The following is a 24319-nucleotide window of genomic DNA, read 5'->3' on the forward strand; positions in this document are numbered from 1 at the left end:
CCCCCGCACCCCCGGGGTATTTGCACAAAGAAGAAGGGCAAGGCCTCAGGCGGCCTCGTCCTTCTTGCGCGGCGCGTAGTTCAGGATCGGCGCCAGCCAGCGTTCGACCTGGGCCAGATCCATCCCCTTGCGGGCGGCGTAGTCGCGGGCCTGGTCTTCCTCGATCCGGGCCACGCCGAAGTAGTAGCTGTCGGGGTGGCCGATATAGAGGCCCGAGACCGAGGACCCCGGCCACATCGCCATGCTTTCGGTCAGCCGCACGCCGGTGGCGTTTTCCGCGTCCAGAAGCCGGAACAGGGTCAGCTTTTCGGTATGGTCCGGCTGGGCCGGATAGCCGGGCGCCGGGCGGATGCCCCGGTAGGGTTCGCCGATCAGGTCCTGGGGCGCGAAATCCTCGTCGGGGGCATAGCCCCACAGTTCCTTGCGGACGCGTTCGTGCAGCATCTCGGCCATGGCTTCGGCGATGCGGTCGGCCAGGGCCTTGACCATGATCGCGGCATAGTCGTCGTTGGCGCGTTCGTAGCGGGCGGCGATCTCGCTTTCCTCGGGGCCGGCGGTGACGACGAAGCCGCCGACATAGTCGGGATGGCCTTCAGGCGCCACGAAGTCCGACAGCGCGACATTCGGGCGGCCGCCGCGTTTCGTCACCTGCTGGCGCAAGGTGTGCAGCGTGGCCAGAGGCTGTCGCCGGTCATCGCCGGTGAACAGGCGGATGTCGTCGCCCACCGCGTTGGCAGGCCAGAAGCCCACCACCGCGCGCGGGTTGAACCATTTGCCCTCGATGATGCGGGCCAGCATCTCCTGCGCCTCGGCGAACAGGGCGCGCGCGGCTTCGCCCTGCCTTTCGTCGTCCAGGATGCGCGGATAGACGCCCTTCAGTTCCCAGGTCTGGAAGAACGGCGTCCAGTCGACATAGCGGGCGATCGCCGCCAGATCCCAGTCCTCGATGATCCGGGGCCCGGTGAACCGCGGGGTGGTGGCGCGGTAGTCCGACCAGTCCAGCCGCAGCGCGTTGGCCCGCGCGGCGGCCAGCGGCAGGCGCTGCTTGGCGGCCTCGGCGCGTTCGTGGCGCTCGGCCACCTCGAGGTATTCGGCTCGGACCGCCTTGACGTAATCGGCCTGCTGGTCCGGCGACAGCAGCGCGGACACCACCCCCACCGCGCGGCTGGCATCGGTCACATAGACCGCCGCGCCCTGATGGTAGCGCGGCGCGATCTTGACCGCCGTGTGGATCTTCGAGGTGGTGGCCCCGCCGATCAGCAGCGGCACGCGAAATCCCTCGCGCTCCATCTCGGAGGCGACATGGACCATTTCGTCCAGGCTGGGGGTGATGAGCCCCGAGAGCCCGATGACATCGACCTGCCGTTCGCGCGCGACCTCGAGGATCTTCTGCGCGGGCACCATCACCCCCAGGTCGATGACCTCGTAGTTGTTGCAGGCCAGCACGACGCCGACGATGTTCTTGCCGATGTCGTGGACATCGCCCTTGACCGTGGCCATCAGGATCCGTCCCGCCGCCTGCCGTTCGCCGCCGCCGCCGTTGGCGGCCTTCTCGGCCTCCATGTAGGGCAGCAGCACCGCCACCGCCTGCTTCATCACCCGGGCCGATTTCACCACCTGCGGCAGGAACATCTTGCCGGCCCCGAACAGGTCGCCCACGACGTTCATCCCCGCCATCAGCGGGCCTTCGATGACATGAAGCGGGCGTTCGGCCTGCTGGCGGGCCGACTCGGTGTCGGCCTCGATATATTCGGTGATGCCGTTCACCAGCGCATGTTCCAGACGCTTTTCGACCGGCCATTCGCGCCAGGACAGGTCCTTCTCGCGCGCCTTCTGGCCGCCCTCGCCCTTGAAGCGCTCGGCGATCTCCAGCAGGCGCTCGGTGGCGTCGGGGCGGCGGTTCAGGACCACGTCCTCGCAGGCCTCGCGCAGGTCGGGCTCGATCTGGTCATAGACGGCCAGCTGGCCCGCGTTGACGATGCCCATGTCCATGCCCGCCTGGATGGCGTGATAAAGGAACACGGCGTGCATCGCCTCGCGCACCGGCTCGTTGCCGCGGAAGCTGAAGGAGAGGTTCGACACCCCGCCCGAGACATGGGCATGAGGCAGGTTCCGGCGGATCCAGCGCGTCGCCTCGATGAAGTCGACGCCATAGTTGTTGTGCTCCTCGATCCCGGTGGCCACCGCGAAGATGTTGGGGTCGAAGATGATGTCCTCGGGCGGAAAGCCCACCTCCTCGGTCAGGATGCGATAGGCGCGGGTGCAGATCTCGATCTTGCGGGCGGCGGTGTCGGCCTGGCCCTGTTCGTCGAAAGCCATGACCACGACCGCCGCGCCGTAGGCCAGGCACAGGCGGGCCTGATGGCGGAACGGCTCCTCGCCCTCCTTCATGCTGATCGAGTTAACGACCGGCTTGCCCTGGACGCATTGCAGGCCCGCCTCGATCACCTCCCATCTGGAGCTGTCGATCATCACCGGGACGCGGGCGATGTCGGGTTCGGCTGCCAGCAGGTTCAGGAACTCGACCATGGCGGCCTTCGAATCGATCAGCCCCTCGTCCATGTTGATGTCGATGATCTGCGCGCCATTTTCCACCTGGTCGCGCGCTACATCCAGCGCGGCGGCATAGTCGCGATTGGTGATGAGCTTGCGGAAACGGGCACTGCCGGTGACGTTGGTGCGTTCGCCGATGTTGACGAAGGGGATGTCGGGCGTCAGGACGAAGGGTTCCAGGCCCGACAGGCGCAGCAGGCGATCAGACATGTTCGGGAACCTTCCGGGGGGCGAAGCGGGCCACCGCCTCGGCGATGGCGCGGATGTGGTCGGGCGTGGTGCCGCAGCAGCCGCCCACGACGTTGACCAGCCCCTCGCGGGCGAAATCGGCCACCTGCGCGGCGGTATCGGCAGGGCCTTCGTCATACTGGCCGAAGGCGTTGGGCAGGCCGGCATTGGGGTAGGCGCACAGATGCGTGTCGGCCACCGCGGACAGTTCCGCCAGATGCGGCCGCATGGCGGCGGCGCCAAGCGCGCAGTTCAGCCCCACCGACCAGGGCCGGGCATGGCGCACGGAATACCAGAAGGCGGTGGGCGTCTGCCCCGACAGCGTCCGCCCCGAGGCATCGGTGATCGTCCCCGAGATCATCAGCGGCAACGCCCGCCCCTGCGCCTGCATCGCCTGGAGGGAGGCGAAGATCGCCGCCTTGGCGTTCAGCGTGTCGAAGATCGTCTCGATCAGCAGGATGTCGGCACCGCCGTCGATCAGCCCCTGCGCCTGTTCCAGATAGGCGGCGCGCAGATCCTCGAAGGTGACGGCGCGATAGCCGGGGTTGTTCACGTCGGGGCTGATGGATGCGGTGCGGTTGGTCGGCCCGATCGCGCCGGCCACAAAGCGGGGCCTGCCGTCCTGCGCCGTCGCCCGATCAAGCGCCCGCCGCGCGATCCGGGCGCCTTCCACGTTCAGGTCGCGCACGGCGGCGCCCATCCCGTAATCGGCCTGGGCGATGGTGGTGGCGGAAAAGGTGTTCGTCTCGACGATGTCGGCGCCCGCCATGGCATAGCGGTAATGGATGTCCTCGACCGCCTCGGGCTGGGTCAGCACCAGAAGGTCGTTGTTGCCCTGCTGCGGATGGTCCGAATGATGCCGGCAGGCATGGCCGGACCCGCGGCCGGCATAATCCTCCTCGACCAGGCCAAGCTGCTGGATCTGCGTGCCCATCGCCCCGTCCAGGATCAGGATCCGTTCGGATGCCGCGCGATCGAGCGCCTCGGATGCGGGGGATCGGGACAGTCTGCCGGTCATGGTCTCACCTTCGCCAGGAAGGCGCAGCTATAGCGGCCCGTGGCCCCGCCGGCAAATTCATAATCCTACAGAAGATTATGAAGCATGGCGATAAAGCCTCCTGCATTGGACCACAAATATCCCGCGGGGGTCCGGGGGCGCGAAGCCCCCGGCTTACTCCGCGCTGCTGCGGGCATAGACATCCTCGTAGCGGATGATGTCGTCCTCGCCCAGATAGCTGCCGGTCTGCACCTCGATCAGGACCATCGGCACCTTGCCGGGGTTCTCCATCCGGTGGACCGCGCCCAGCGGCACATAGATCGACTGGTTTTCCGTCACCAGCGTCACCTTGTCGTCCACCGTCACCCGGGCGGTTCCCGACACCACGACCCAGTGTTCGGACCGGTGGACATGGCTTTGCAGCGACAGCGCTGCGCCGGGCTTGACGACGATGCGCTTGACCTGGAAGCGGTCGGCCAGGGCCAGCGTCTCGAACCAGCCCCAGGGGCGGTGGTCGCGGGGAAACGCGGTGGCCTGCTTGCAGCCCTTGGCCTTCAGGGCGCTCACGGCCTGGCGCACGTCCTGCGCGCGGCTCTTGTCCGCCACCAGCACCGCGTCCGAGGTCGCGACCACCACCAGGTCGCTCAGGCCGATGCCGACCACCTGCAGATCCTCGCTGTCCGACCGCAGCAGGACATCGCGGCAGTCGATGGCGGTAGAGTTGCCATCCGCGACCACCCCCGTGTCCGAGGGCTGTTCCAGCAGCGCCTCGCGCCAGACGGCGTCCCATCCGCCCAGGTCGGACCAGCGGTCCGAAAACCGCACCACCGTCAGGTTGTCCGCCTTCTCCATCACCGCATAGTCGATGGACTGGTCGGGCAGGCTTTCCCACGGGGTGCGCGCCAGGCGCAGAAAGCCGATGTCGTCGCGCGCCTCGTCCAGAGAGGCCAGCACCGGCGACATGAATTGCGGCGCATGGGCGCGGAAGGCGTCGATCATGGTGTCGGCGCGGAACAGGAAGATCCCGGCGTTCCACAGGAAGTTGCCCTGCGCCAGCATCTGCGCCGCCGCCGCTGCATCGGGCTTTTCGACGAAGCGGGCCAGGGGCTGCGCCCCCTCGCCCTGCCCCGCCAGTTCCAGATAGCCATAGCCGGTTTCGGGCCGGTCGGGCGCGATGCCGAAGGTGACGATGCGATCTTCCGAGGCCGGCCCCACGCCGTCGCGCACCGCGCGCAGGAAGGCCGCGCCGTCCGGGATCACGTGGTCCGAGGGCGCCACCAGCAGCAGGCCCGCCGGATCCTTGGCCGCGACCATCAGCGCCGCGACCAGGATCGCCGGGGCGGTGTTGCGGCCCGCGGGCTCGATCACGATGGCGCCGGGACGGATGCCCGCCTGTTCAAGCTGTTCGGCGACGATGAAGCGGAAGTCGGATCCGGTCATCACCACCGGATCGGCGAAGTCCGGCCCCGACAGCCGGCGGGCCGAAGCCTGAAACAGCGTCTCCTCGCCCACCAGGGGCGCGAACTGCTTGGGAAAGCTCTGGCGCGAGACCGGCCACAGCCGGGTGCCCGAACCGCCTGCCAACAGGACGGGGGTGATCTTGGTCATGGACTGTCCCTTGCAACGGTCGCCTTTGGCAAGGGATAGCCTGCCGCGCCCCGCCGGGAAAGCCCGCCGGCGTGGCCTTGAACGAAAAAGGCCGGCCCAAGGGGCCGGCCTTCCGACAGGCTGGACCGTCCGTTCACTCGTAGATGTAGATGATCTTGCGGGTTTCGGGCTCGACGACCACCGGACGGTCGTTGACATAGACGTATTGCAGGCCCGACTCCGGGACGGTCTGGATCGGCGCGCCCTCGGGCACCACGGCGCCAACCGCCAGGTCGCCGTCCAGAACCACGGATTCCGTGCGGTTCTCCATGATGTAGGTCCGCGTCTCGGGGGTGGCCGCGTCTTCGCTGACATCGCCGAGGATCGCGCCGGCGGCAAGGCCCGCCAGGGCCGTCACGGTCAGAAAGGCTTTCGTGGTGATCTCCCTTTCCGTATCTGCCTGGAAATCCGCCAGGGCGCCGGAAGTTCACGCCCATCCGCCTTCGAGGTTAACGCGGCGGTGCGCCCCGCTTCATCGCCTTGCCCGCCACGTAGGTCTGGGCGATGCTGCGGTCGTCGCCCATGATCTGAAGGACGAACAGTTCCTGTTCCAGCGTCTCGGCGCGGTCCATGCGCAGGGCCATCGCCGGGGTGGCGCGGGCATCCAGCACCACCAGATCCGCCATGCTGCCCGGATCCAGCGTGCCGATGCGGTCGGCCATCTCCAGGGCCAGGGCGTTGCCGCGGGTGATCCAGTGGAAGGCCGCAAGCGGCGTCAGCGTCTGGCCGCGCAGCTGCAGGATCTTGTAGCCCTCGTTCAGGGTCTGCAGCATCGAATAGCTGGTGCCGCCACCCACGTCGGTGGCGATGGCGCGGGTGACGCCCGCGGCGCGCAGCCCGGATTCGTCGAACAGCCCCGATCCCAGGAACAGGTTCGAGGTCGGGCAGAACACCGCCCGGCTGCCGGTCTCGGCCATCCGCGCGATCTCGCGCGGGCGCAGGTGGATGGAGTGGCCCAGAAGCATCCGGTCGGACAGAAGGCCGTGGCTTTCGTAGATGTCCAGATAATCCCGCGCCTGCGGATAGAGCGACAGGGTATAGTCGATCTCGTCGCGGTTTTCGGACAGATGCGTCTGGACGTGGCAATCGGGATGTTCGCGCGCAAGCTGTCCCGCCACGGCCATCTGTTCGGGGGTCGAGGTGATCGCGAAGCGCGGCGTGATGGCGTAACGCTGGCGGCCGGTGCCGTGCCAGCGGGCGATCAGCGCCTTGCTGTCGTCATAGCCCTGCTGCGGGGTGTCCAGCACCTCGGGCGGGGCGTTGCGGTCCATCATCACCTTGCCTGCCACCATCGCCATGTCGCGGGCATGGGCTGCGGCGAACAGCGCCTCGGCGGATTCGGGATGGACGGAACAGAAGGCGACGGCGGTGGTCGTGCCGTGGTCGGTCAGCAGGTTCAGGAAAGCCTCGGCCATGGCGGGGGCGTGGCCCTGCTGGCGGAAGCGCGCCTCCTCGGGGAAGGTATAGCTGTTCAGCCAGTCCAGCAGTTGCGCCCCCCAGCTGGCGATCACCTGGACCTGCGGGAAATGGATATGCGTGTCGATGAAGCCCGGCATCACCAGGTGCGGGCGGTGGTCGATCTCGGCCAGGCCGGGGCGGGCCAGACTTGCGTAGTCGTCCACGGCGAGGATCCGGCCGTCCTGAACCAGGATGGCGCCGTCCTCAAGGTAGCGATGGTTGTCGGCGGTGTCGTGGGGGTCGGCGTGAAAGCCCAGAACGCGGCCCCGGATCAGCTGTTGCATGGGTATTTCTTCAAAGAAGAAGCGGCAGTCAGCCGCGCGATCAGTTCGGCGGCGGTGAAGGCGGCGATGACCGCGGGGCGCTTGTCGCGCGAAAAGCCCGCGCCGATGGGGCAGGTCAGCGGGCCTGGGTCGAGGCCGCGGTCGCGGGCGAAGCGGGCGAACTGCGCGCGCTTGGTGGCGCTGCCGATCATGCCGACATAGGACAGGTCGCCGCGCGACAGCGCCTCGGCGGCCAGCAGGAAGTCGAGCGCGTGGTCGTGGGTCAGGATGACCACGGCGCTGCCGGGGCGGGCGGCGCGGAGCGATGCCTCGGGCAGCGGCGTCAGGCAGGTGGCGATGCCGGGGTCGGCGCGCGCCAGTTCCTCAGGGCGGCTGTCGATCAGGGTCGGGTTGACCGGCAGGGGCTGCAGCGCCCGGGCCAGGGCGCGGCCGACATGGCCGGCGCCGAAGATCAGCGCGTCGGGACGATCCTCGGGCGTGGGGCCGTGGCGGTCCAGGTGCAGCACCACCCGGCCCCCGCAGCACTGGCCGATCTCGGGGCCGAGGGGGATGTTCATTTCCGCCCGCTCCTCGCCCGAGGCCAGCATGGCGCGGGCGCGGTCGATGGCCATGTATTCCAGCTGTCCGCCGCCGATGGTGCCGTCCACGCGGTCGGGGCCGACGAACATCTCGGCCCCGGCATCGCGGGGGGTGGAGCCCAGGGCCTTCATGACGCGGACGCGGATCATCCCCGCAGCTTCTCGATGGCCATGAGGACGCGTTCGGGCGTGGCCGGGGCGTCCAGCCGCGGATGCTGGCGATAGTCGGCGAAGGAGGCGACGGCCATGTTGATCGCCGCGAAGACGCTGATGCCCAGCATGAAGGGCGGCTCGCCCACAGCCTTGGACCGCTTGATGCTGCGTTCGCTGTTCTCGGACCAGTCGGCCAGGCGGACGTTGAAGACCCGCGGCCGGTCCGAGGCCAGCGGCACCTTGTAGGTCGAGGGGGCGTGGGTGCGCAGCCGGCCCCTGTCGTCCCACCACAGTTCCTCGGTCGTCAGCCAGCCCGCGCCCTGCACGAAGGCGCCCTCGATCTGGCCCTTGTCGATGGCGGGATTGAGCGAACGGCCGACATCGTGGATCACGTCGGTGCGGTCGATCGCGTATTCCCCGGTCAGGGTATCGACCGACACCTCGGACACCGCGGCGCCGTAGGCGAAGTAATAGAAGGGCCGGCCCCGTCCGGTGGCGCGGTCCCAGTGGATCTTGGGCGTCTTGTAGAAGCCCGCCGCCGACAGGTGGATCCGCGCCATGTAGGCGGCGGCGATCACCTGGCGGAAGGGGATCTCGTGGTCGCCCGCGCGGATGTGGCCGGGGACGAAGCGCACCGCGTCCCGGGGCTGCTGCCAGCGTTCGGCGACGAAATCCACCAGCCGCGCCTTGATCTGTTCGGCCGCGTCAAGCGCCGCCATGCCGTTGAGATCGGTCCCCGACGACGCCGCCGTGGCCGAGGTGTTGGGCACCTTTTCCGTTGTCGTCCGGGTGATCTTGATGTTGGAGATGTCGCACTGGAAGGCCTCGGCCACGACCTGGGCGACCTTGGTGTTCAGGCCCTGCCCCATCTCGCAGCCGCCGTGGTTCAGCGCGATCGAGCCGTCGTTATAGACATGGATCAGCGCGCCCGCCTGGTTGAACCAGGTTGCGGTGAAGCTGATGCCGAACTTCACCGGCGTCAGCGCGATGCCCTTGCGGATCACCCCGCCCTTCGCGTTCCAGTCCAGCACCGCGCGGCGGCGGGCGTGATAGTCGCTGGAGGCTTCCAGTTCTTCGAAGATGCGCGGCAGGATCTGGTCGGTGACTTCCTGGTGATAGGGGGTCAACTGCCCGTTGCGGTAGAGGTTGGCCTTGCGGATCTCCAGCGGGTCGCGGCCCAGGGCATAGGCGATTTCCTCGACCATGCGTTCGGCCACGATCACGCCCTGGGGGCCGCCGAAGCCGCGGAAGGCGGTGTTGCTGACGGTGTTCGTGCGCATCGGATGGCTGCTGACGCGCACATCCGGATAATAATAGGCGTTGTCGCAATGAAACAGCGCCCGGTCCGTCACCGGCCCCGACAGGTCCGCCGAAAAGCCGCAGCGGGCATACCAGTCGCCCCGGACGGCGCGGATGCGGCCGTCGTCGTCGAAGCCCACCTCGTAATCCACGACGAAATCGTGGCGCTTTCCGGTGGCGGTCATGTCGTCGTCGCGGTCGGGGCGGATCTTGACGGCCCGGTTCCAGCGCTTGGCGGCGATGGCCGCCACGCAGGCGAACAGGTTCATCTGCGTTTCCTTGCCGCCGAAGCCGCCGCCCATGCGGCGCACGTTCACCACCACCGCATTGGCCTGGCAGCCGAGGGCATGGGCCACCATGTGCTGGACCTCGGACGGGTGCTGGGTCGAGACGTTGATGGTCACGTCCTCGTCCTCGCCCGGGATGGCCATGGCGATCTGGCCCTCCAGGTAGAAGTGGTCCTGCCCGCCGATCCGGAAGCGGCCCTGGATGCGGCGGGGGCTGGCGGCCATGCCCGCATCGGCGTCGCCCCGGCGCAGGGTCAGCGGATCGGTGACATAGCCCAGCCCCGCGTCCTTCGCCGCCATCGGGTCCAGCGCATGGGGCAGCACGTCGCAGGCGATGCGCGCCTTGTGCGCCGCGCGGCGCGCCTGATCGCGGGTCTCGGCGATCACCGCGAAGATCGGCTGGCCCCAGAACAGGACCTCGTCCTCGGCGAAGATCGGGTCGTCGTCCTTGCCGTTGGGGGACACGTCGTTGACGCCCGGGATGTCGCGGGCGGTCAGCACGCCGACGACGCCGGGATGGGCCAGGGTTTCGGAAAAGTCCATGCCGGTGATCCGGCCGTGGGCGCATTGCGACAGGCCCAGATAGGCGTGCAGCAGGCCCTGCGGTTCGGGCAGGTCGTCGGTATAGTCGGCGCGGCCGGTCACGTGCTTGACGGCGCTGTCGTGGACGGTGTCCTGATGCGCCTGGCCGCGGAGGGTGGTGTCGTCTTTCATCTCAGGCTGCTCCAACGGCGTCGTGCAGGCGGACCGGCAGGCCGGGTTCGGACTGTTCCAGCCAGAAGCGGCGGAACAGGTTGGCGGCGACGGTGCGGCGGTAATCGGCGCTGGCGCGCCAGTCGGACAGGGGCGCGAAGTCCTGGGCCACCGCGCGGGCCGCAGCCTCGAAGCTGGCCTGGGTGAAGGGCTGGCCGGTCAGCGCGGCCTCGGCCCCGGTGGCGCGTCGGGGGTGCCGGCCATGCCGCCAAAGCAGATGCGCGCCTCGGCGATGGTGCCGGCTTCGACCGTCAGGCAGAAGCCCGCGGCGACCGCGGTGATGTCGCTGTCGCGGCGCTTGCTGACCTTGTAGGCGGCGATGCGGGCCTGCGGGCGGGTGGGGATGATGACCTGCTCGATGAACTCGCCCGGGGCGCGGTCCTGCCGGCCGTAGTCGATGAAGAAATCCTCAAGCGGCAGTTCGCGCCGCGCGGTCCCCTTGCGCAGCACGATCCGCGCGCCCAGTGCGATCAGCAGGGGCGGCGTGTCGCCGATGGGCGATCCGTTGGCGATGTTGGCGCCGATGGTGCCCATGTTGCGCACCTGCCAGCCGCCGATGCGCCGCCAGTAGTCGCCGGCGGCGGGGATGTGGCGGCGGATCAGCGGCTCGGCCTCGCTGTAGGTGACGCCCGCGCCCAGGCGGAGCTCGTCGCCCTCCAGGCGCCTGTCCTTCATCAGATGCCCGATGAACACCGCCGGGGAGATGTCGCGCATCAGCTTGGTGACCCACAGGCCGACATCGGTCGCGCCCGCGACGATGGTGGCGCCGGGCTCGGCCTGCAGCAGGGCGGCCAGGTCGTCGGTGTCGGCGGGGATGACGGCGCGCGCGGCCCCCCGGGACAGCTCCACCCGCGGCCCGCGCATGGCGCGCAGGCTTGCGGCCACCCGGTCGCGTTCCACCGCCAGCGCGTCCATCGCCTGCCCGCCCGCGCGGCCCGCGGCAAGGGCAGCCTTGACGATCGGCTCGTATCCCGTGCAGCGGCAGATGTTGCCCTGCAGGGCGGTCTCGATCTGGGCCACGCCCGCATCCGGGTCCGTCATCCACAGGCCGTAAAGCGCCATCACGATCCCCGGCGTGCAGAAGCCGCACTGGCTGGCATGGTGGTCCACCATCGCCGCCTGGATCGGGTGCAGCCCGCCGTCGGGGCCGCGCAGATGTTCGACCGTCACCACATGGCAGCCGTGGCAGGAGGCCAGGAAGCGGATGCAGGCATTGACCGGCTCATAGACCAGCCCGGCCTCGTCGGTCAGGCGGCCGACCAGAACCGTGCAGGCGCCGCAGTCGCCCTCGGCGCAGCCTTCCTTGGTGCCGGTCAGGTGGCGGTCGATGCGCAGGAAGTCCAGCAGCGTGTCCGAGGGGGCGACCGCCGTCAGTTCGACCGGTCGGCCATTCAGCAGAAAGCGCAGCGCGGATGTCATGGCGGTCCTTCGGGGCTGTGGGGCGTGTCTTGCGGGCGGTCCAAGCCTAGGCGGAAAAAAACGGTTGCGTAATCGGTGCGGACCCGGAAGACTTTACACGATTCCTTGAAAAAGTCCCACCACCCATGTCCTATCTTGAAAGCCTGCGCGTCTTCGTCCGCGTGGTCGAACTGGGCTCGATCACGGCGGGGGGCCGGGATCTGCGGCTGTCCCCGGCGGTGGCGTCGAACCGCATCAAGGATCTGGAGAACCGCTTCGGGGTGCGGCTGCTGAACCGCACCACCCGCACCCTGACCCCGACCGAGATCGGCCGCGCCTTCTATGACAACGCCCGCCGCGTCATCGACACCCTGGACGAGGCCGAGGCCCTGGTGTCCAGCTATTCGGGCCGGCCGCAGGGGGTGATCCGGCTGACCGCGCCGCTTGGGCTGGGGCGGCGGCTGATCGCGCCGCTGATCCCGCCCTTCTGCGCGGAAAACCCCGGCGTGGATTTCCGCCTGCGCCTGTCCGACCGCAACGTGAACATCGTCGAGGACGCCATAGACCTGGCCTTCTTCCTGGGCGAGCCCGCCGATTCGGCGCTGAAATGGCGCAAGATCGCCGATTGCCCGCGCGTCCTGGTGGCCTCGCCTGCCTATCTGGCCCAGCACGGCACCCCCCAGCAGCCCGAGGATCTGGTGGACCACAACTGCCTGCTGCTGCGCTATCCGCGCAGCCCGGAATACTACTGGGTGCTGCAGGGCGCTGACGGGCCGCAGAAGATGATGGTCGGCGGGCGCTTCGACACCGACGACGGCGACGTGCTGACGGCCTGGGCGCTTGGCGGCCAGGGCATCGCGAACCGCCCGCTCTACGAGGTTGCGGCCGACATCCGGGCCGGCCGCCTGGTCGAGGTGCTGCCCCGCAACCTCCCGCTGCCCGCCCAGTTCGGCTGCCTGACGCCGCACCGGCGGCTGCAGGATCCCAAGGTGCGGATGTTCGCGGATTTCGCGGTGCGCGAACTGAAGAAGGTGTTCTGACCGGCTACATCCCCGCCGGCCCAGCCCCGTCCGCCCCGCGGAACCAGCGGATGATCTGCGCCCGCTCCTGCGGCTCCATGAAGGTGACGTTGGCGGGGGGCATGGCGTCGGTCAGGCCGGCCTGGACATAGATCTCGCGCGCGTGCCGGGCGATGTCGGCAGGGGTCTCCAGGAAGACGCCCTTGGGCGCGTGGTGGATGCCCTCGTAGCCCGGTTCCCGGGCGTGGCACATCGAGCAGCGGCCCAGCACCGTGTCGCTGACCTGCCCGAACCCCTCGGCCTGCGCGAAGCGGGCCTCTGGCGCGGTCAGGGGCCGGGCCTCGGCCTGGTCCAGGCTGTCCTGGTTCAGGCCGGCCGAGGACAGCCACATCACCATGATGAACAGCACGACCGTGACCGCCCAGGTCCACCAGGGCCGCCCCTTGCGGGCGTGCATGGTGTTGAAGAAATGCCGGATGGTCACGCCCATCAGGAAGATCAGCGCCGCGATCAGCCAGTTGTAGCGGCTGGCGAAGGCCAGCGGATAATGGTTCGACAGCATCAGGAAGACGACCGGCAGCGTCAGGTAGTTGTTGTGCGTGGACCGAAGCTTGGCGATCTTGCCGTATTTCGGATCGGGCGCCCGCCCGGCCTTCAGATCCGCGACCACGATCCGCTGGTTGGGCATGATGATGAAAAAGACGTTCGCCGTCATGATGGTGGCGGTGAAGGCCCCCAGGTGCAGCAGCGCCGCCCGGCCGGTGAAGACCTGCGCATAGCCCCAGCCCATCACCACAAGCGCCACGAACAGCAGCAGCATCAGGATCGTCGGCGTCTCGCCCAGGGGGACTTGCAGAGCCTGTCATAGATCAGCCAGCCCAAGGCCAGCGACCCGGCGGAAATTGCGATCGCCTGCCAGACGGCCAGATCCGCCTTGGCGGGGTCGATCAGATACAGGTTCGCCCCCGCCCAGTACGTCACCATCAGCAGCGCCGCGCCCGACAGCCAGGTGGAATAGCTTTCCCATTTGAACCAGGTCAGATGCTCGGGCATCCGTTCGGGCGCCACCAGGTATTTCTGGATGTGATAGAAGCCGCCGCCGTGGACCTGCCATTCCTCGCCATGCGCGCCCGGCGGCAGGTGAGGCGCCTTCTGCAGGCCCAGATCCAGGGCGATGAAGTAGAAGGACGATCCGATCCAGGCGATGGCGGTGATGACATGGGTCCAGCGGACCGCGAAGGCCAGCCATTCCCACAGGACGACGTGATCGGGGACCAGGTGCAGCATGGGTCAGCTTCCGCGATAGGTGGAATAGCCGAAGGGAGAGATCAGCAGCGGGACATGGTAATGATCGTCCCGCGACATGCCGAAGCGGATCGGGATGACGTCCAGGAAGCGGGGGCTTTCGGGGTCCACCCCGGTCGCATCCATCCAGGCCCCGGCGTGGAACTCCAGCTCGTAGATGCCGGTGGCGAAGTCCGCTTCGGGCAGGATCGGGCTGTCGGTGCGGCCGTCCGCGTTGGTCCTCATCCGCGCGATCCGGGTGCGGCCGCCGCGCTCCAGGCGGAACAGCGCCACCTCCATGCCCTGCGCGGGGCGGCCGCGCGCGGTGTCCAGCACATGGGTGGTCAGGTATCCAGGCATCCTTGCCCCTTCCGTGTTGTCGCGCTTCGCTGATAGCCGATCCCGGCCCCCCGGCACGAGGGGGCCGCCGGCAAGTCAGTCTCAAGATTTCGGGGAAAATGCCCAGGCCAAGCGCGTCCTAGTGGTCGGCGACATGGCCGGCCTCGCGGATGGCGGCCTCGTCGGCGCGGGCCGCGCCGTTGTAGAACCAGTTCAGCAGCACCGCCGAGATCGCCGCCAGCAGGATGCCGGAATGGATCAGCGGGTGGATCGCATGCGGCATCCACTGGTTGAAGCTGGGCGCCACCAGCGGGATCATCCCCATCCCGACCGAGATCGCGACGATGAACAGGTTGTGCCGGTTGGTGGCAAAGTCCACCCGCGACAGGATCCGCACCCCGGTCGCGGCGACCATGCCGAACATCACCAGCCCCGCGCCGCCCAGAACCGTGGTCGGCAGGCTTTCGACAAGCGCGCCCATCTTCGGGATCAGCCCCAGCACGATCATGATCGCGCCCCCCGCCACGCAGACATAGCGCGACCGGATGCCGGTCACCCCCACCAGCCCGACGTTCTGGCTGAACGAGGTATAGGGGAAGGTGTTGAAGATCCCGCCGATCATCGTGCCCAGACCGTCCGCTCGCAGCCCGGCGGCCAGCGATTTCTGTTCCAGCGGCTTCTTGCAGATGTCGGACAGGGCCAGGAACATCCCCGTCGATTCGATCAGCGTGACCAGCAGGACCAGCACCATGGTGGCGATCATCACCGGATCGAAGGTCGGCATCCCGAAGTGGAAGGGCTTGATGACCGCGAACCATTGCGCGGCTCCGACCTTGTCGAAGTTCATCATGCCCATCATCGCCGCGACGACGCCGCCCACCACGATGCCGACCAGCACCGCGATGTTGGACAGAAAGCCGCGGGCGAACTTCGACACCAGCAGGATCGTGCCCAGCACCAGCACAGCGATCAGGATGTTGGGGCCGGCCGCGTAAAGCGGGTTGGGAACCGTAGGCGCCAGCGTCACGCCGGCGGGGACGGTGCCCGCCGCCCGCGCCGCCTCGAGCCAGGCGGCTGCTTCGGGGTCCACGATCCTGGGCGCGGTCGGCCCCGCCTGCAGGCCGAAGATCCAGTTGATGCCGATGGGCATCAGGCTGATGCCGATGGTCAGGATCAGCGTGCCCGTGACCACCGGCGGAAAGAACCGCAGCATCCGCGAGATGAAGGGCGCGATGAAGATGCCGATGACGCCCGCGGCGATGATCGACCCGAACAGGGCGCGCGCGCCGTCATGGCCCGGCAGCGACGTCGCCACCGCCACCATCGGCCCGACCGAGGCGAAGGTGACGCCCATCATCACCGGCAGCCTGATGCCGAAATAGGGGGTGGCGCCAAGGCTCTGGATGATGGACACGATCCCGCAGACGAACAGATCGGCGGAAATCAGGAAGGCCACCTCCTCGGGCGGCAGTTGCAGCGCGCGGCCGACGATCAGCGGGACCGCGATGGCGCCCGCATACATGACCAGCACGTGCTGGAACCCAAGCGTCAGCAGCCTGGGCGCGGGCAGCATCTCGTCGACGGGATGCGCGATCCGCGGGCGGGTGGCGTCAGACATGGCGGACCTTCCTTTCCAAGGTTGTCCTGTTTCGATCGGCCCGGCGACGGGCCGGCGCTGCGTGCCGGTGTCGCATGGGCAAGGCTGCAAGGACGGGGCCGAACCGGGAATGTCTGCCGCTCATGGTTCCTCCTGCGATGGCGCATGATAGAAGCTGCAGGGCGGATGCGGCAATTTTTCTGGAACTGGCTTCCATCATGGCCGATAAGCCGGAATCGGATGGACGGTCAGAGGCTTGGCGGCTTTCCGGCCGCCCCGCCGATTTTCGCGGAATCCGGGATAAAGCCTTAAGAAAAGGGGAAAGATGTCGGAACCCACCCGCCGCCGGGGCCGTCCCCGCAGCGCCAAGGAGGCCGTCGGGACCGTGCAGGTGCTGGACCGGGCGCTTGACATGCTGGATCTGCTGGCCGCGCATCCCGGCCTGACCCTGTCCGAGGTGGCCGAGCGCATCGACCAGCCGCCCTCGACCGTCCACCGGCTGCTTCACGCGATGGCGGCGCGCGGCATCGTCGAAAGCGACCCCTCGACCCAGGCCTGGAACATCGGACCGGCGACCTTCCGGCTGGGCTCGGCCTTCATGCGCCGGTCGGGCATCGTCGAACGCGCCCGGCCGGTGCTGCAGGCGCTGATGCGGCACACCGGGGAAACCGCCAACCTGGGGATTCTGAACGGCGACGCGGTGCTGTTCGTCAGCCAGGCCGAAACGCAGGAAACCATCCGCGCCTTCTTCCCGCCCGGCACGCGCTCGCCGCTGCACGCCTCGGGGATCGGCAAGGCGCTGCTGGCCTTCGGCCGCCCCGAGATCCTGCGCGCCTGCCTGGAGGGTCCGGGGCTGGCGCGCTTCACCGACAAGACCCTGACCAGCCCCGATGCGCTGATGGCGGATCTGGCGCGGATCCGGTCGCGCGGCTTTTCCTTCGACGACGAGGAACGCACCACCGGGATGCGCTGCATCGCCGCCCCCGTCTTCGACCTGACCGGCGAGGCGGTGGCCGGCGTCAGCGTCAGCGGCCCGACCAGCCGCATCGGCCTGGAACACGTCAAGACGCTGGGCGCGGCCGTCGCCGCCGCGGCCGCCGACCTGACCCGCGCGATGGGCGGGTAAGCCCCCGATGCGCCGCGCCGCGCGCCGGGATCATTCGCCGCCGAAGAAGGCGAACCTGACGACGAACAGCGCCGCGACGATCCAGGTCGCGGCATGGACATGGGACGCCTTGCCGGTCAGCAGCTTGATCGCCGCATAGCTGATGAAGCCGAAGGCAAGGCCGTTGGCGATGGAATAGGTGAAGGGCATGATGAGGGCGGTCAGCACCGCCGGGGCCGCCTCGGTCACGTCCTCCCAGGCGATCTCGGCCAGTTCGCGCACCATCAGGGTGGCGACATACAGCAGCGCCGGGGCGGTGGCATAGGGCGGCACCGCCCCCGCCAGCGGCGCGAAGAACATCGCCAGCAGGAACAGCACCGCCACCACAAGCGCGGTCAGCCCCGTGCGCCCGCCCGCCTGCACGCCCGAGGCGCTTTCCACATAGGCCGTGGTCGAGGATGTCCCCAGCATCGAGCCCAGGGTGATCGCGGTCGAATCCGCCATCAGCGCCCGCGACAGGCCGGGATTGGTATGGGCCGGGCCCTCGGTCAGCAGGCCCGCGCGCTTGGCCACGCCGATCAGGGTGCCGGTGGCGTCGAAGACCTCGACCAGGACCATGACCAGGATGACGTGGAAGATGCCGAAGCCAAGCGCCCCCCAGACGTCAAGCTGCAACAGCGTCGGCGCGATCGACGGCGGCATGGACAGGACGCCGCCGAACTGGCTGACGCCCAGCAGGATCGCCGCCAGGGTGATGACCAGGATGCCGATCAGGATCGCCCCCGTCACCCGCAGCGCGTCAAGCGCCACGATGATGAAGAAGCCCGCGACGGCCAGCAGGGCGCCCGGCGCGGTCAGGTCGCCCAGGGCGATCAGCGTGGCGGGGCTGTCCACCACGATGCCCGCGCTTTGCAGCGCGATGATGCCCAGGAACATCCCGATCCCCGCCGCGACCCCGCTGCGCATCGACGCCGGAATCCCCGCCACCAGCCAGCGGCGGATGCCGGTCGCGGACAGAAACAGGAAGATCAGGCCGCTGATGAAGACCGCGCCCAAGGCCTGCTGCCAGGTGAAGCCCATCGCCCCCACCACCGTGAAGGCGAAGAAGGCGTTCAGCCCCATGCCTGGCGCCATGCCGATGGGCCAGTTCGCCCACAGCCCCATCACCGCCGATCCGATGGCGGCGGCCAGGCAGGTCGCCACGAAGACCGCGTCGCGGTCCATGCCGGTGGTGGACAGGATGTCGGGATTGACGAAGATGATATAGGCCATGGTCAGGAAGGTGGTGAGGCCTGCGATCACCTCGGTCCTGACGGTGCTGCCGTGCTGCGACAGCCTGAAATAGCGTTCCATGCCCTGTTCCCCCCTCGCGCGGTCGGCCGACCGCCATGCGCGCAGCTTAGGGATGGCCCGGCCGCCCCGGCAAGCGCCGCCAGCCCGCAAGTCTTTCAACAGCGGATTGAAACCGCTGGCGATCTTTCCCGATCCGTTGATAAAGAATTGCGCCCCTGCCCGCTTGCCGCGCGGGTCCGGACGCGGTTCTGTGGGCAGGCTGCCACTGAAAGGATGCCCGATGCGCTACAGCCGCGACCTGCGAGGATATGGCGAACATGCCCCCGACCCCCGGTGGCCCGGCGGCGCCAGGATCGCGGTGCAGATCGTCGTCAACTACGAGGAAGGCGGCGAGAACAGCATCGAACACGGCGACGCCGCCTCCGAGGCCTTCCTGTCCGAGATCATCGGCGCCCAGCCCTGGCCGGGCAAGCGGCACTGGAACATGGAATCGATCTACGACTATGGCGCGCGGGCCGGGTTCTGGCGGCTGCACCGGCTGCTGCGCGATATCCCCGTGACCGTCTACGGCGTCGCCACCGCCCTGGAACGCAGCCCCGAACAGGTGGCGGCGATGCAGGAGGCGGGCTGGGAAATCGCCACCCACGGCCTGAAGTGGATCGACTATCGCGACGTCCCGCGCGAGGTCGAGGCCGAACACATCGCCCGCGCCGTCGCCCTGCACCGTGCCGTCACCGGCGACCGGCCGCGCGGCTTCTATCAGGGGCGCTGCTCCATGAACACGGTGGCGCTTGGCTGCGAGGAAGGCGGCTTCGAATACCTCTCGGACACTATCGCGGACGACCTGCCCTACTGGCACGTCCACGACGGCCGGCCGCAGCTGATGGTGCCCTATACGATGGACGCCAACGACATGCGCTTTTCCAGCGGCCAGGGCTTCGGCACCGGGGTCGAGTTCTTCGATTACCTGCGCGACAGCTTCGACATGCTGTATGCCGAGGGCGCGGCGGGGGCGCCGAAGATGATGTCGGTCGGGCTGCACTGCCGGCTTGCCGGGCGACCGGGACGCGCCGTGGCGATCCGGCGGTTCCTGGACCATGCCCGCGCCCATGACGGCGTCTGGTTCGCCACCCGCCTGGACATCGCCCGCCACTGGGCCGAGACGCATCCCTTCCAGCCGCGCCTGCGCCCCTCGCAGATGGACCGCGACAGCTTCGTGGCCCGGTTCGGCGGCATCTATGAACATTCCCCCTTCATCGCAGAACGGGTCTGGGACGCCGAAATGGGGCCCGTCCACGACAGCGCCGCGGGGCTGGCCGCGCGGATGGCGCAGGTCTTTCGCAGCGCCTCGGACGAGGAACGGCTGGGCGTGCTGAAGGCCCATCCCGATCTGGCGGGCAAGCTGGCGCGGGCCAAGCGGCTGACGGCCGACAGCGCCGCCGAACAGGCAAGCGCGGGCCTCGACAGCCTGACCGACGCGGAACGCGACACCTTCACGCGCCTGAACGAGGCCTATGTCGCGCGGCACGGCTTCCCCTTCATCATCGCCGTGCGCGACCACGACAAGGCCGGCATCATGGCCGCCATGCAGACCCGCATCGCCAACGACACCCGCACCGAACGCGCCGAGGCCGAACGCCAGGTCATGCGCATCGCGGAACTTCGCCTGACAGAGGCCCTGACATGACCGCACCCAGCCCGGATCTTCCCCCCGCCGGCGCGCCCACGGGCGACGTGGCCCCCGTCCTGGTCCAGGACGCCAACCGCGTGCCCTATGCCGGACCCGTCGCGGGCCTGCCGCCGCAGACCGGCATGACCACCGACACGGCGGTGTTCACCGAAGCCTATGCGGTCATTCCCCGCACCGTCATGCGCGACATCGTCACCAGCTATCTGCCCGGCTGGGAGGGGATGCGGATGTGGATGATCGCCCGGCCCCTGTCGGGATTTGCCGAAACCTTCAGCCAGTACATCGTCGAACTGGCCGAGGGCGGCGGTTCGGCGCGCCCCGACGACGACCCGGAAATCCAGCACGCCCTGTTCGTCACCGGCGGGTCGATGTCGGTCAGCATCGACGGCACCGACCACCTGCTGCGGCCCGGCGGCTTCGCCTATGTCCCGCCGGGCTGCGCCTGGTCGGTCCGCAACACCACGCCCGGCAACACCGGCTTCCACTGGTGGCGCAAGCGGTGGCAGCCGGTCGCGGGGCTGGCCCGTCCCGACCCGATCGTGGCGCAGGAACAGGACATCGCCCCCTCGATGATGCCCGACACCGACGGCGCCTGGGGCACCACCCGCTTCATGGACCCGGCCGACCTGCGCCACGACATGCACATCACCCTGGTGACGTTCAAGCCGGGCGGCTCGATCCCCTTCGCGGAAACGCATGTGATGGAACACGGGCTGTTCGTGCTGGAGGGCAAGGCGGTCTATCGCCTGAACCGCGACTGGGTCGAGGTCGGCCCCGGCGACTACATGTGGCTGCGCGCCTTCTGCCCGCAGGCCTGCTATGCCGGCGGTCCGGGGCCGTTCCGCTATCTTCTCTATAAGGACGTGAACCGCCACGCGCCCCTGTGGCCGAACCGCTAGGGGGCAGGCCGGGCGCCTTGCCCCTGCCGGGCAGCGCCGCGGCCTGCCGGCGCCCCGGTTTCAGAGCGCGTAGATGGCGGCGAATTTCTCCTCGAGATAGGTGAGCAGCGGCTCGGGCGAGATCGCGGCGCCGGTCGCCTCCTCGATCAGGGCGCGGGGCTCCATCAGGGCGCCGTGGCGCTGCACGGCTCCGCGCAGCCATTCCACCGCGGGGGCGGCGTCGCCCGCGCCAAGCGCCGCGTCCAGGTCCGGCACCGCGTCGCGCAGCGCCCGGTGCAGGCAGCCGGCATAGACATTGCCAAGCGCATAGCTCGGGAAATAGCCGAACAGCCCCACCGCCCAATGCACGTCCTGCAACACGCCGTTGGCGGGACGGTCCACCGCCACCCCGAAGTCGCGCAGGAAACGGGCGTTCCAGGCTTCGGGCAGGTCGTCGGTGGACAGCCGCCCTGTGATCAGGTCACGTTCCAGATCGAAGCGCATCATGATGTGCAGGTTGTAATGCACCTCGTCGGCCTCGGTGCGGATGAAGCCCGGGGTGACGCGGTTCACGGTCGCGTGGAAGGCATCGGCATCGGCGATGTTCAGCCCGTCGAAGGCGCGGGACATGCGATCGAACAGCCAGCCGGAAAAGGCGCGGCTTCGGCCAAGCTGGTTTTCGAAGATGCGGCTCTGGCTTTCGTGAACGCCCATCGAGACACCCCGCCCCAGCGGGGTGAAGGCGTAGTCGGGGTCGATCCCCAGTTCATAGCAGGAATGACCGACCTCGTGGATGGTGGAATAGAGACAGTTGAAGGGATCCGTCTCGACCACGCGCGTGGTGATGCGGCTGTCCTGCCAGCGACCGCTGCTGAAGGGATGGACGGCGATATCCATCCGGCCGCGCGTCCAGTCATAGCCGAAGGCCGTCGCGCAGGCGCGCGCCAGCCGGATCTGGGATTCCTGCGGAAAATGGCCCGCCAGGGGCACGGGCTGCCGATCGGCGCCCAGAACCTCGTCGCGCAGGGCGACCAGGCGCGGGCGCATGGTGTCGAACAGGCCGACGATCTCGGCCGCCGTCATGCCCGGTTCATAGTCGTCCAGCAGCGCGTCATAGGGATCGCCGCCATCGGCCAGGGCGGCGGCCTCGTCCTGCTTCAGGACCAGAACCTGATCCAGCGTGGGCAGGAAATCGCCGGGCGCGTTCTTGGCCCGGGCGTCGGCCCAGATGCCCTGCGCCAGCGATGTCAGCCGCGCCAGTTCCTGCGCCAGCTTCGCCGGGATGCGGCTGGCGCGGCCGAAATCGCGGGCGATCAGCTCGACCGACCGGACCTCGGCCCTGGTCCGCGGCTCGGCCAGATCCAGCCATTCGCCGATGCGCGGATCGGTGCGGCGTTCGTGCAGCACGGATCCGATGGCGGCCATTTCCTCGGCCCGTTGTTCCACCGCGCCGCGCGGCATGACGGTTTCCTGGTCCCAGCCCAGCCGCTCGGCGATCGAGGACAGGGCCTCGGTCTGGCGCTGGAAGGCAAGCAGCTCGTCGATGGGCGTCATCGGATGGTCCCCCTGACCGAGGTTTCGTGCGGAAAGCGCGCGTTATGGCGCGCCCGGATGATCAGCGAAAACAGCACCACCGCGCCCAGCTGGTGGGTCAGCGCCAACCCCAGCGGCGAGGCATGGATCACGTTCAGGATGCCCAGCCCCACCTGCACGGCGACCGCCGCGATCATCGCCGTGAAGGCGCCGCGCGTTACCGGATGCGGGGACCGGCGGGCGCGCAGCCAGACGACCACCGCGAAGATCGCCAGCAGATAGCCTGTCATGCGGTGGACGAACTGCACCAGGGCGGGGTTTTCGAAGAAGTTGCGCCAGCCAAGGGCCGGATCCCAGATCAGCGCCGGGATCCATTCCCCGCCCATGGTGGGCCAGCCGGTATAGGTGCGGCCGGCGTCGATGCCCGCCACCAGCGCGCCGATCAGGATCTGCACGAAGGCCAGGTGCATCAGGCCGGTGGACATGGAAAACAGCTTCGGCTCGCCCGCGCGGCGGGCGCGCAGCAGATCGGCCTCGGACCGGCCCAGCAGCAGGGCGTACCAGACGATCAGCCCCAGGATCACGAAGGCCAGGCCCAGATGCGTCGCCAGCCGGTACGAGGCCACGCGCGTCATCCCCTCGACCAGGCCGGAACTGACCATCCACCAGCCGATGGCGCCCTGCAGCCCGCCAAGCGCGCCAAGGCCCAGCAGGCGCGGGGTCCAGCCCACTGGGATGCGCCTGGTCGCCAGGAAGAACATGAAACCGCCCGCCCAGACCAGCCCGATCAGCCGGCCCAGCAGGCGGTGCGCCCATTCCCACCAGTAGATCCGCTTGAAGCCCGCCAGATCCATGTCCGGGTTGACCTCGACATATTGCGGGATCTGCTGGTAGGCCTCGAACTCGGCCTGCCAGTCCGCCTCGGTCATGGGCGGGATGGTGCCGGTGACGGGCGCCCATTCGGTGATGGACAGGCCCGACCCGGTCAGGCGGGTCGCGCCGCCCAGGGCGATCATCGCCAGCACCATCGCGAACAGCACCATCAGCCACAGGCGGATCGCGCGGCGTGCGCCGCGCGGCGCGGCGTCGATCATGCCGGTCGTGGTCACGGGACGGCTGCTGGCGGCCGGGTCGAGGACTTCCTGGAAAACGGGGCGCTTGGCCATCGCTTGCTCCTTCAGGTCGGGCGGAGGGTAGGTGGGGGTCAGCGCCGGGTCAACTGCCGCAGCATCCCGTGCAGGATGCGCACGTCGCCGCGCGTCAGCGCCAGGCGTGACCACATGTTGCGCAGGTTCAGCCGCATGGAAGCGGCCTTGGTTTCGGGAAAGAAGAAGCCGGCCTCGGCCAGCCGCTCCTCGAAGTGGTCGCCCAGCCTCTCGATCTCGAGGCGGTCCGCCAGGGCGATGGCCTCGGGGCGGGCATGGTGGGGCGAGGGTTCGGCGGGCAGGATGTCGCGCCCGTATTCGTAACCCATCAGCAGCACGGCCTGGGCCAGGTTCAGCGACGGGAAGTCCGGATTGACGGGCACCGTGACGATGGCATTGGCGCGCGCCACGTCGTCGTTTTCCAGCCCGGTGCGTTCGGGGCCGAAGATGATCGCGCAGCGGCCCTGGTGCGCCCGCGCCATCTCCATCGCCGTCGCCGGGGTGTGGACGGGCTTGGACAGTTCGCGCCCCCGCGCGGTGGTGGCGAAGGCGAAATCCACGCCTTCCATCGCGTCGGCCAGGCTGGGATAGATGCGGGCGCGGTCCAGCACCTGCCCCGCCGCGCCCGATGCCATGGCGACGGCGCGCGGGTTGGGCCAGCCGTCGCGGGGATCGACCAGGCGCATCTCGGTCAGGCCGAAGTTCAGCATGGCGCGGGCGGCCGCGCCGATGTTCTCGCCCATCTGCGGGCGGACCAGGATGATGACGGGCTGGCGGGTGCTGTGCATGGGCAGGCAGATA

General features: G+C 68.8%; 17 protein-coding genes and 2 pseudogenes. 4 read left to right on the forward strand and 15 right to left on the reverse strand.

Going from position 1 to position 24319, the window contains the following annotated elements:
* Positions 1-45 precede the first annotated feature (45 nt).
* The 8 genes and pseudogenes from metH to xdhA form a co-directional block, all read right to left on the reverse strand.
* Entirely contained in the window at positions 46-2763 is a 2718-nt protein-coding gene (gene metH / locus ACZ1HC_RS14340; RefSeq protein WP_472700556.1) for a methionine synthase, read from the reverse strand.
* Complete coding sequence (locus tag ACZ1HC_RS14345; protein ID WP_472700557.1) at positions 2756-3799, reverse strand: homocysteine S-methyltransferase family protein; 1044 nt, start codon at positions 3797-3799, stop codon at positions 2756-2758. Before ACZ1HC_RS14345 ends, metH begins: the two co-directional genes overlap by 8 nt.
* A 153-nt stretch (positions 3800-3952) precedes the next feature.
* Positions 3953-5386 carry a mannose-1-phosphate guanylyltransferase/mannose-6-phosphate isomerase gene (locus ACZ1HC_RS14350; RefSeq protein WP_472700558.1) on the reverse strand — a complete coding sequence of 478 codons (1434 nt, stop codon included), beginning with the start codon at positions 5384-5386 and terminating at the stop codon, positions 3953-3955.
* Between the two features lie 133 nt (positions 5387-5519).
* Positions 5520-5783, reverse strand: a complete 264-nt coding sequence (locus ACZ1HC_RS14355) for a DUF1236 domain-containing protein (protein WP_472700559.1) — start codon at positions 5781-5783, stop codon at positions 5520-5522.
* A 91-nt stretch (positions 5784-5874) separates the two neighbouring features.
* Positions 5875-7167 carry a guanine deaminase gene (gene guaD, locus ACZ1HC_RS14360; protein WP_472700560.1) on the reverse strand — a complete coding sequence of 431 codons (1293 nt, stop codon included), beginning with the start codon at positions 7165-7167 and terminating at the stop codon, positions 5875-5877.
* On the reverse strand, positions 7155-7895 hold the full coding sequence (gene xdhC / locus ACZ1HC_RS14365; protein WP_472700561.1) for a xanthine dehydrogenase accessory protein XdhC: 741 nt from the start codon (positions 7893-7895) through the stop codon (positions 7155-7157). The genes guaD and xdhC overlap by 13 nt, the downstream gene beginning before the upstream one ends.
* Positions 7892-10198, reverse strand: coding sequence for a xanthine dehydrogenase molybdopterin binding subunit (xdhB, locus tag ACZ1HC_RS14370; RefSeq protein ID WP_472700562.1), 2307 nt, complete (start codon positions 10196-10198; stop codon positions 7892-7894). The genes xdhC and xdhB overlap by 4 nt, the downstream gene beginning before the upstream one ends.
* Before the next feature lies 1 nt (position 10199).
* Positions 10200-11656 (reverse strand): annotated as a pseudogene (xdhA, locus tag ACZ1HC_RS14375) (xanthine dehydrogenase small subunit).
* A gap of 125 nt (positions 11657-11781) precedes the next feature.
* Between xdhA and ACZ1HC_RS14380 the strand changes: the two are divergent.
* On the forward strand, positions 11782-12675 hold the full coding sequence (locus tag ACZ1HC_RS14380) for a LysR family transcriptional regulator (protein WP_472700563.1): 894 nt from the start codon (positions 11782-11784) through the stop codon (positions 12673-12675).
* Between the two features lie 4 nt (positions 12676-12679).
* On the opposite strand, the pseudogene ACZ1HC_RS14385 reads toward ACZ1HC_RS14380, so the two are convergent.
* From ACZ1HC_RS14385 to ACZ1HC_RS14395, 3 genes and pseudogenes are all read right to left on the reverse strand, one after another.
* Positions 12680-13941, reverse strand: a pseudogene (locus tag ACZ1HC_RS14385) (urate hydroxylase PuuD).
* Positions 13942-13944: 3 nt separating this feature from the next.
* A complete protein-coding gene (uraH, locus tag ACZ1HC_RS14390; RefSeq protein WP_472700564.1) occupies positions 13945-14298 on the reverse strand; it encodes a hydroxyisourate hydrolase in 354 nt (117 codons plus the stop codon).
* Between the two features lie 118 nt (positions 14299-14416).
* Positions 14417-15895 carry a nucleobase:cation symporter-2 family protein gene (locus ACZ1HC_RS14395; protein ID WP_472700565.1) on the reverse strand — a complete coding sequence of 493 codons (1479 nt, stop codon included), beginning with the start codon at positions 15893-15895 and terminating at the stop codon, positions 14417-14419.
* 304 nt (positions 15896-16199) lie between these two features.
* Here ACZ1HC_RS14395 and bhcR point away from each other — a divergent pair, with 304 nt between their 5' ends.
* Complete coding sequence (bhcR, locus tag ACZ1HC_RS14400) at positions 16200-17000, forward strand: HTH-type transcriptional regulator BhcR (RefSeq protein WP_472700566.1); 801 nt, start codon at positions 16200-16202, stop codon at positions 16998-17000.
* A gap of 30 nt (positions 17001-17030) precedes the next feature.
* Here bhcR and ACZ1HC_RS14405 read toward each other — a convergent pair whose 3' ends face one another.
* The gene (locus ACZ1HC_RS14405; protein ID WP_472700567.1) at positions 17031-18332 is read right to left on the reverse strand and encodes an NCS2 family permease; all 1302 of its coding nucleotides are present in this window, start codon (positions 18330-18332) and stop codon (positions 17031-17033) included.
* 220 nt (positions 18333-18552) lie between these two features.
* Between ACZ1HC_RS14405 and puuE the strand changes: the two genes are divergently transcribed.
* Together puuE and ACZ1HC_RS14415 are read left to right on the forward strand one after the other, a co-directional pair.
* A complete protein-coding gene (gene puuE / locus ACZ1HC_RS14410) occupies positions 18553-19959 on the forward strand; it encodes an allantoinase PuuE (protein WP_472700568.1) in 1407 nt (468 codons plus the stop codon).
* A gap of 125 nt (positions 19960-20084) precedes the next feature.
* Positions 20085-20861 (forward strand): bifunctional allantoicase/(S)-ureidoglycine aminohydrolase, encoded by a 777-nt coding sequence (locus ACZ1HC_RS14415; RefSeq protein ID WP_472700860.1) that lies wholly within the window; start codon positions 20085-20087, stop codon positions 20859-20861.
* 60 nt (positions 20862-20921) lie between these two features.
* On the opposite strand, the gene ACZ1HC_RS14420 is transcribed toward ACZ1HC_RS14415, so the two are convergent.
* From ACZ1HC_RS14420 to ACZ1HC_RS14430, 3 genes are read right to left on the reverse strand one after another with little or no spacing between them, the layout of a single operon-like run.
* The gene (locus tag ACZ1HC_RS14420) at positions 20922-22394 is read right to left on the reverse strand and encodes a carboxypeptidase M32 (RefSeq protein WP_472700569.1); all 1473 of its coding nucleotides are present in this window, start codon (positions 22392-22394) and stop codon (positions 20922-20924) included.
* The gene (ctaA, locus tag ACZ1HC_RS14425; RefSeq protein ID WP_472700570.1) at positions 22391-23539 is read right to left on the reverse strand and encodes a heme A synthase; all 1149 of its coding nucleotides are present in this window, start codon (positions 23537-23539) and stop codon (positions 22391-22393) included. Before ctaA ends, ACZ1HC_RS14420 begins: the two co-directional genes overlap by 4 nt.
* A gap of 38 nt (positions 23540-23577) precedes the next feature.
* Positions 23578-24306: an RNA methyltransferase gene (locus ACZ1HC_RS14430; RefSeq protein ID WP_472700571.1), complete on the reverse strand. Its 729-nt coding sequence runs from the start codon at positions 24304-24306 to the stop codon at positions 23578-23580.
* Positions 24307-24319 lie beyond the last annotated feature (13 nt).

This window comes from Paracoccus sp. BR5-17, from assembly GCF_055693925.1.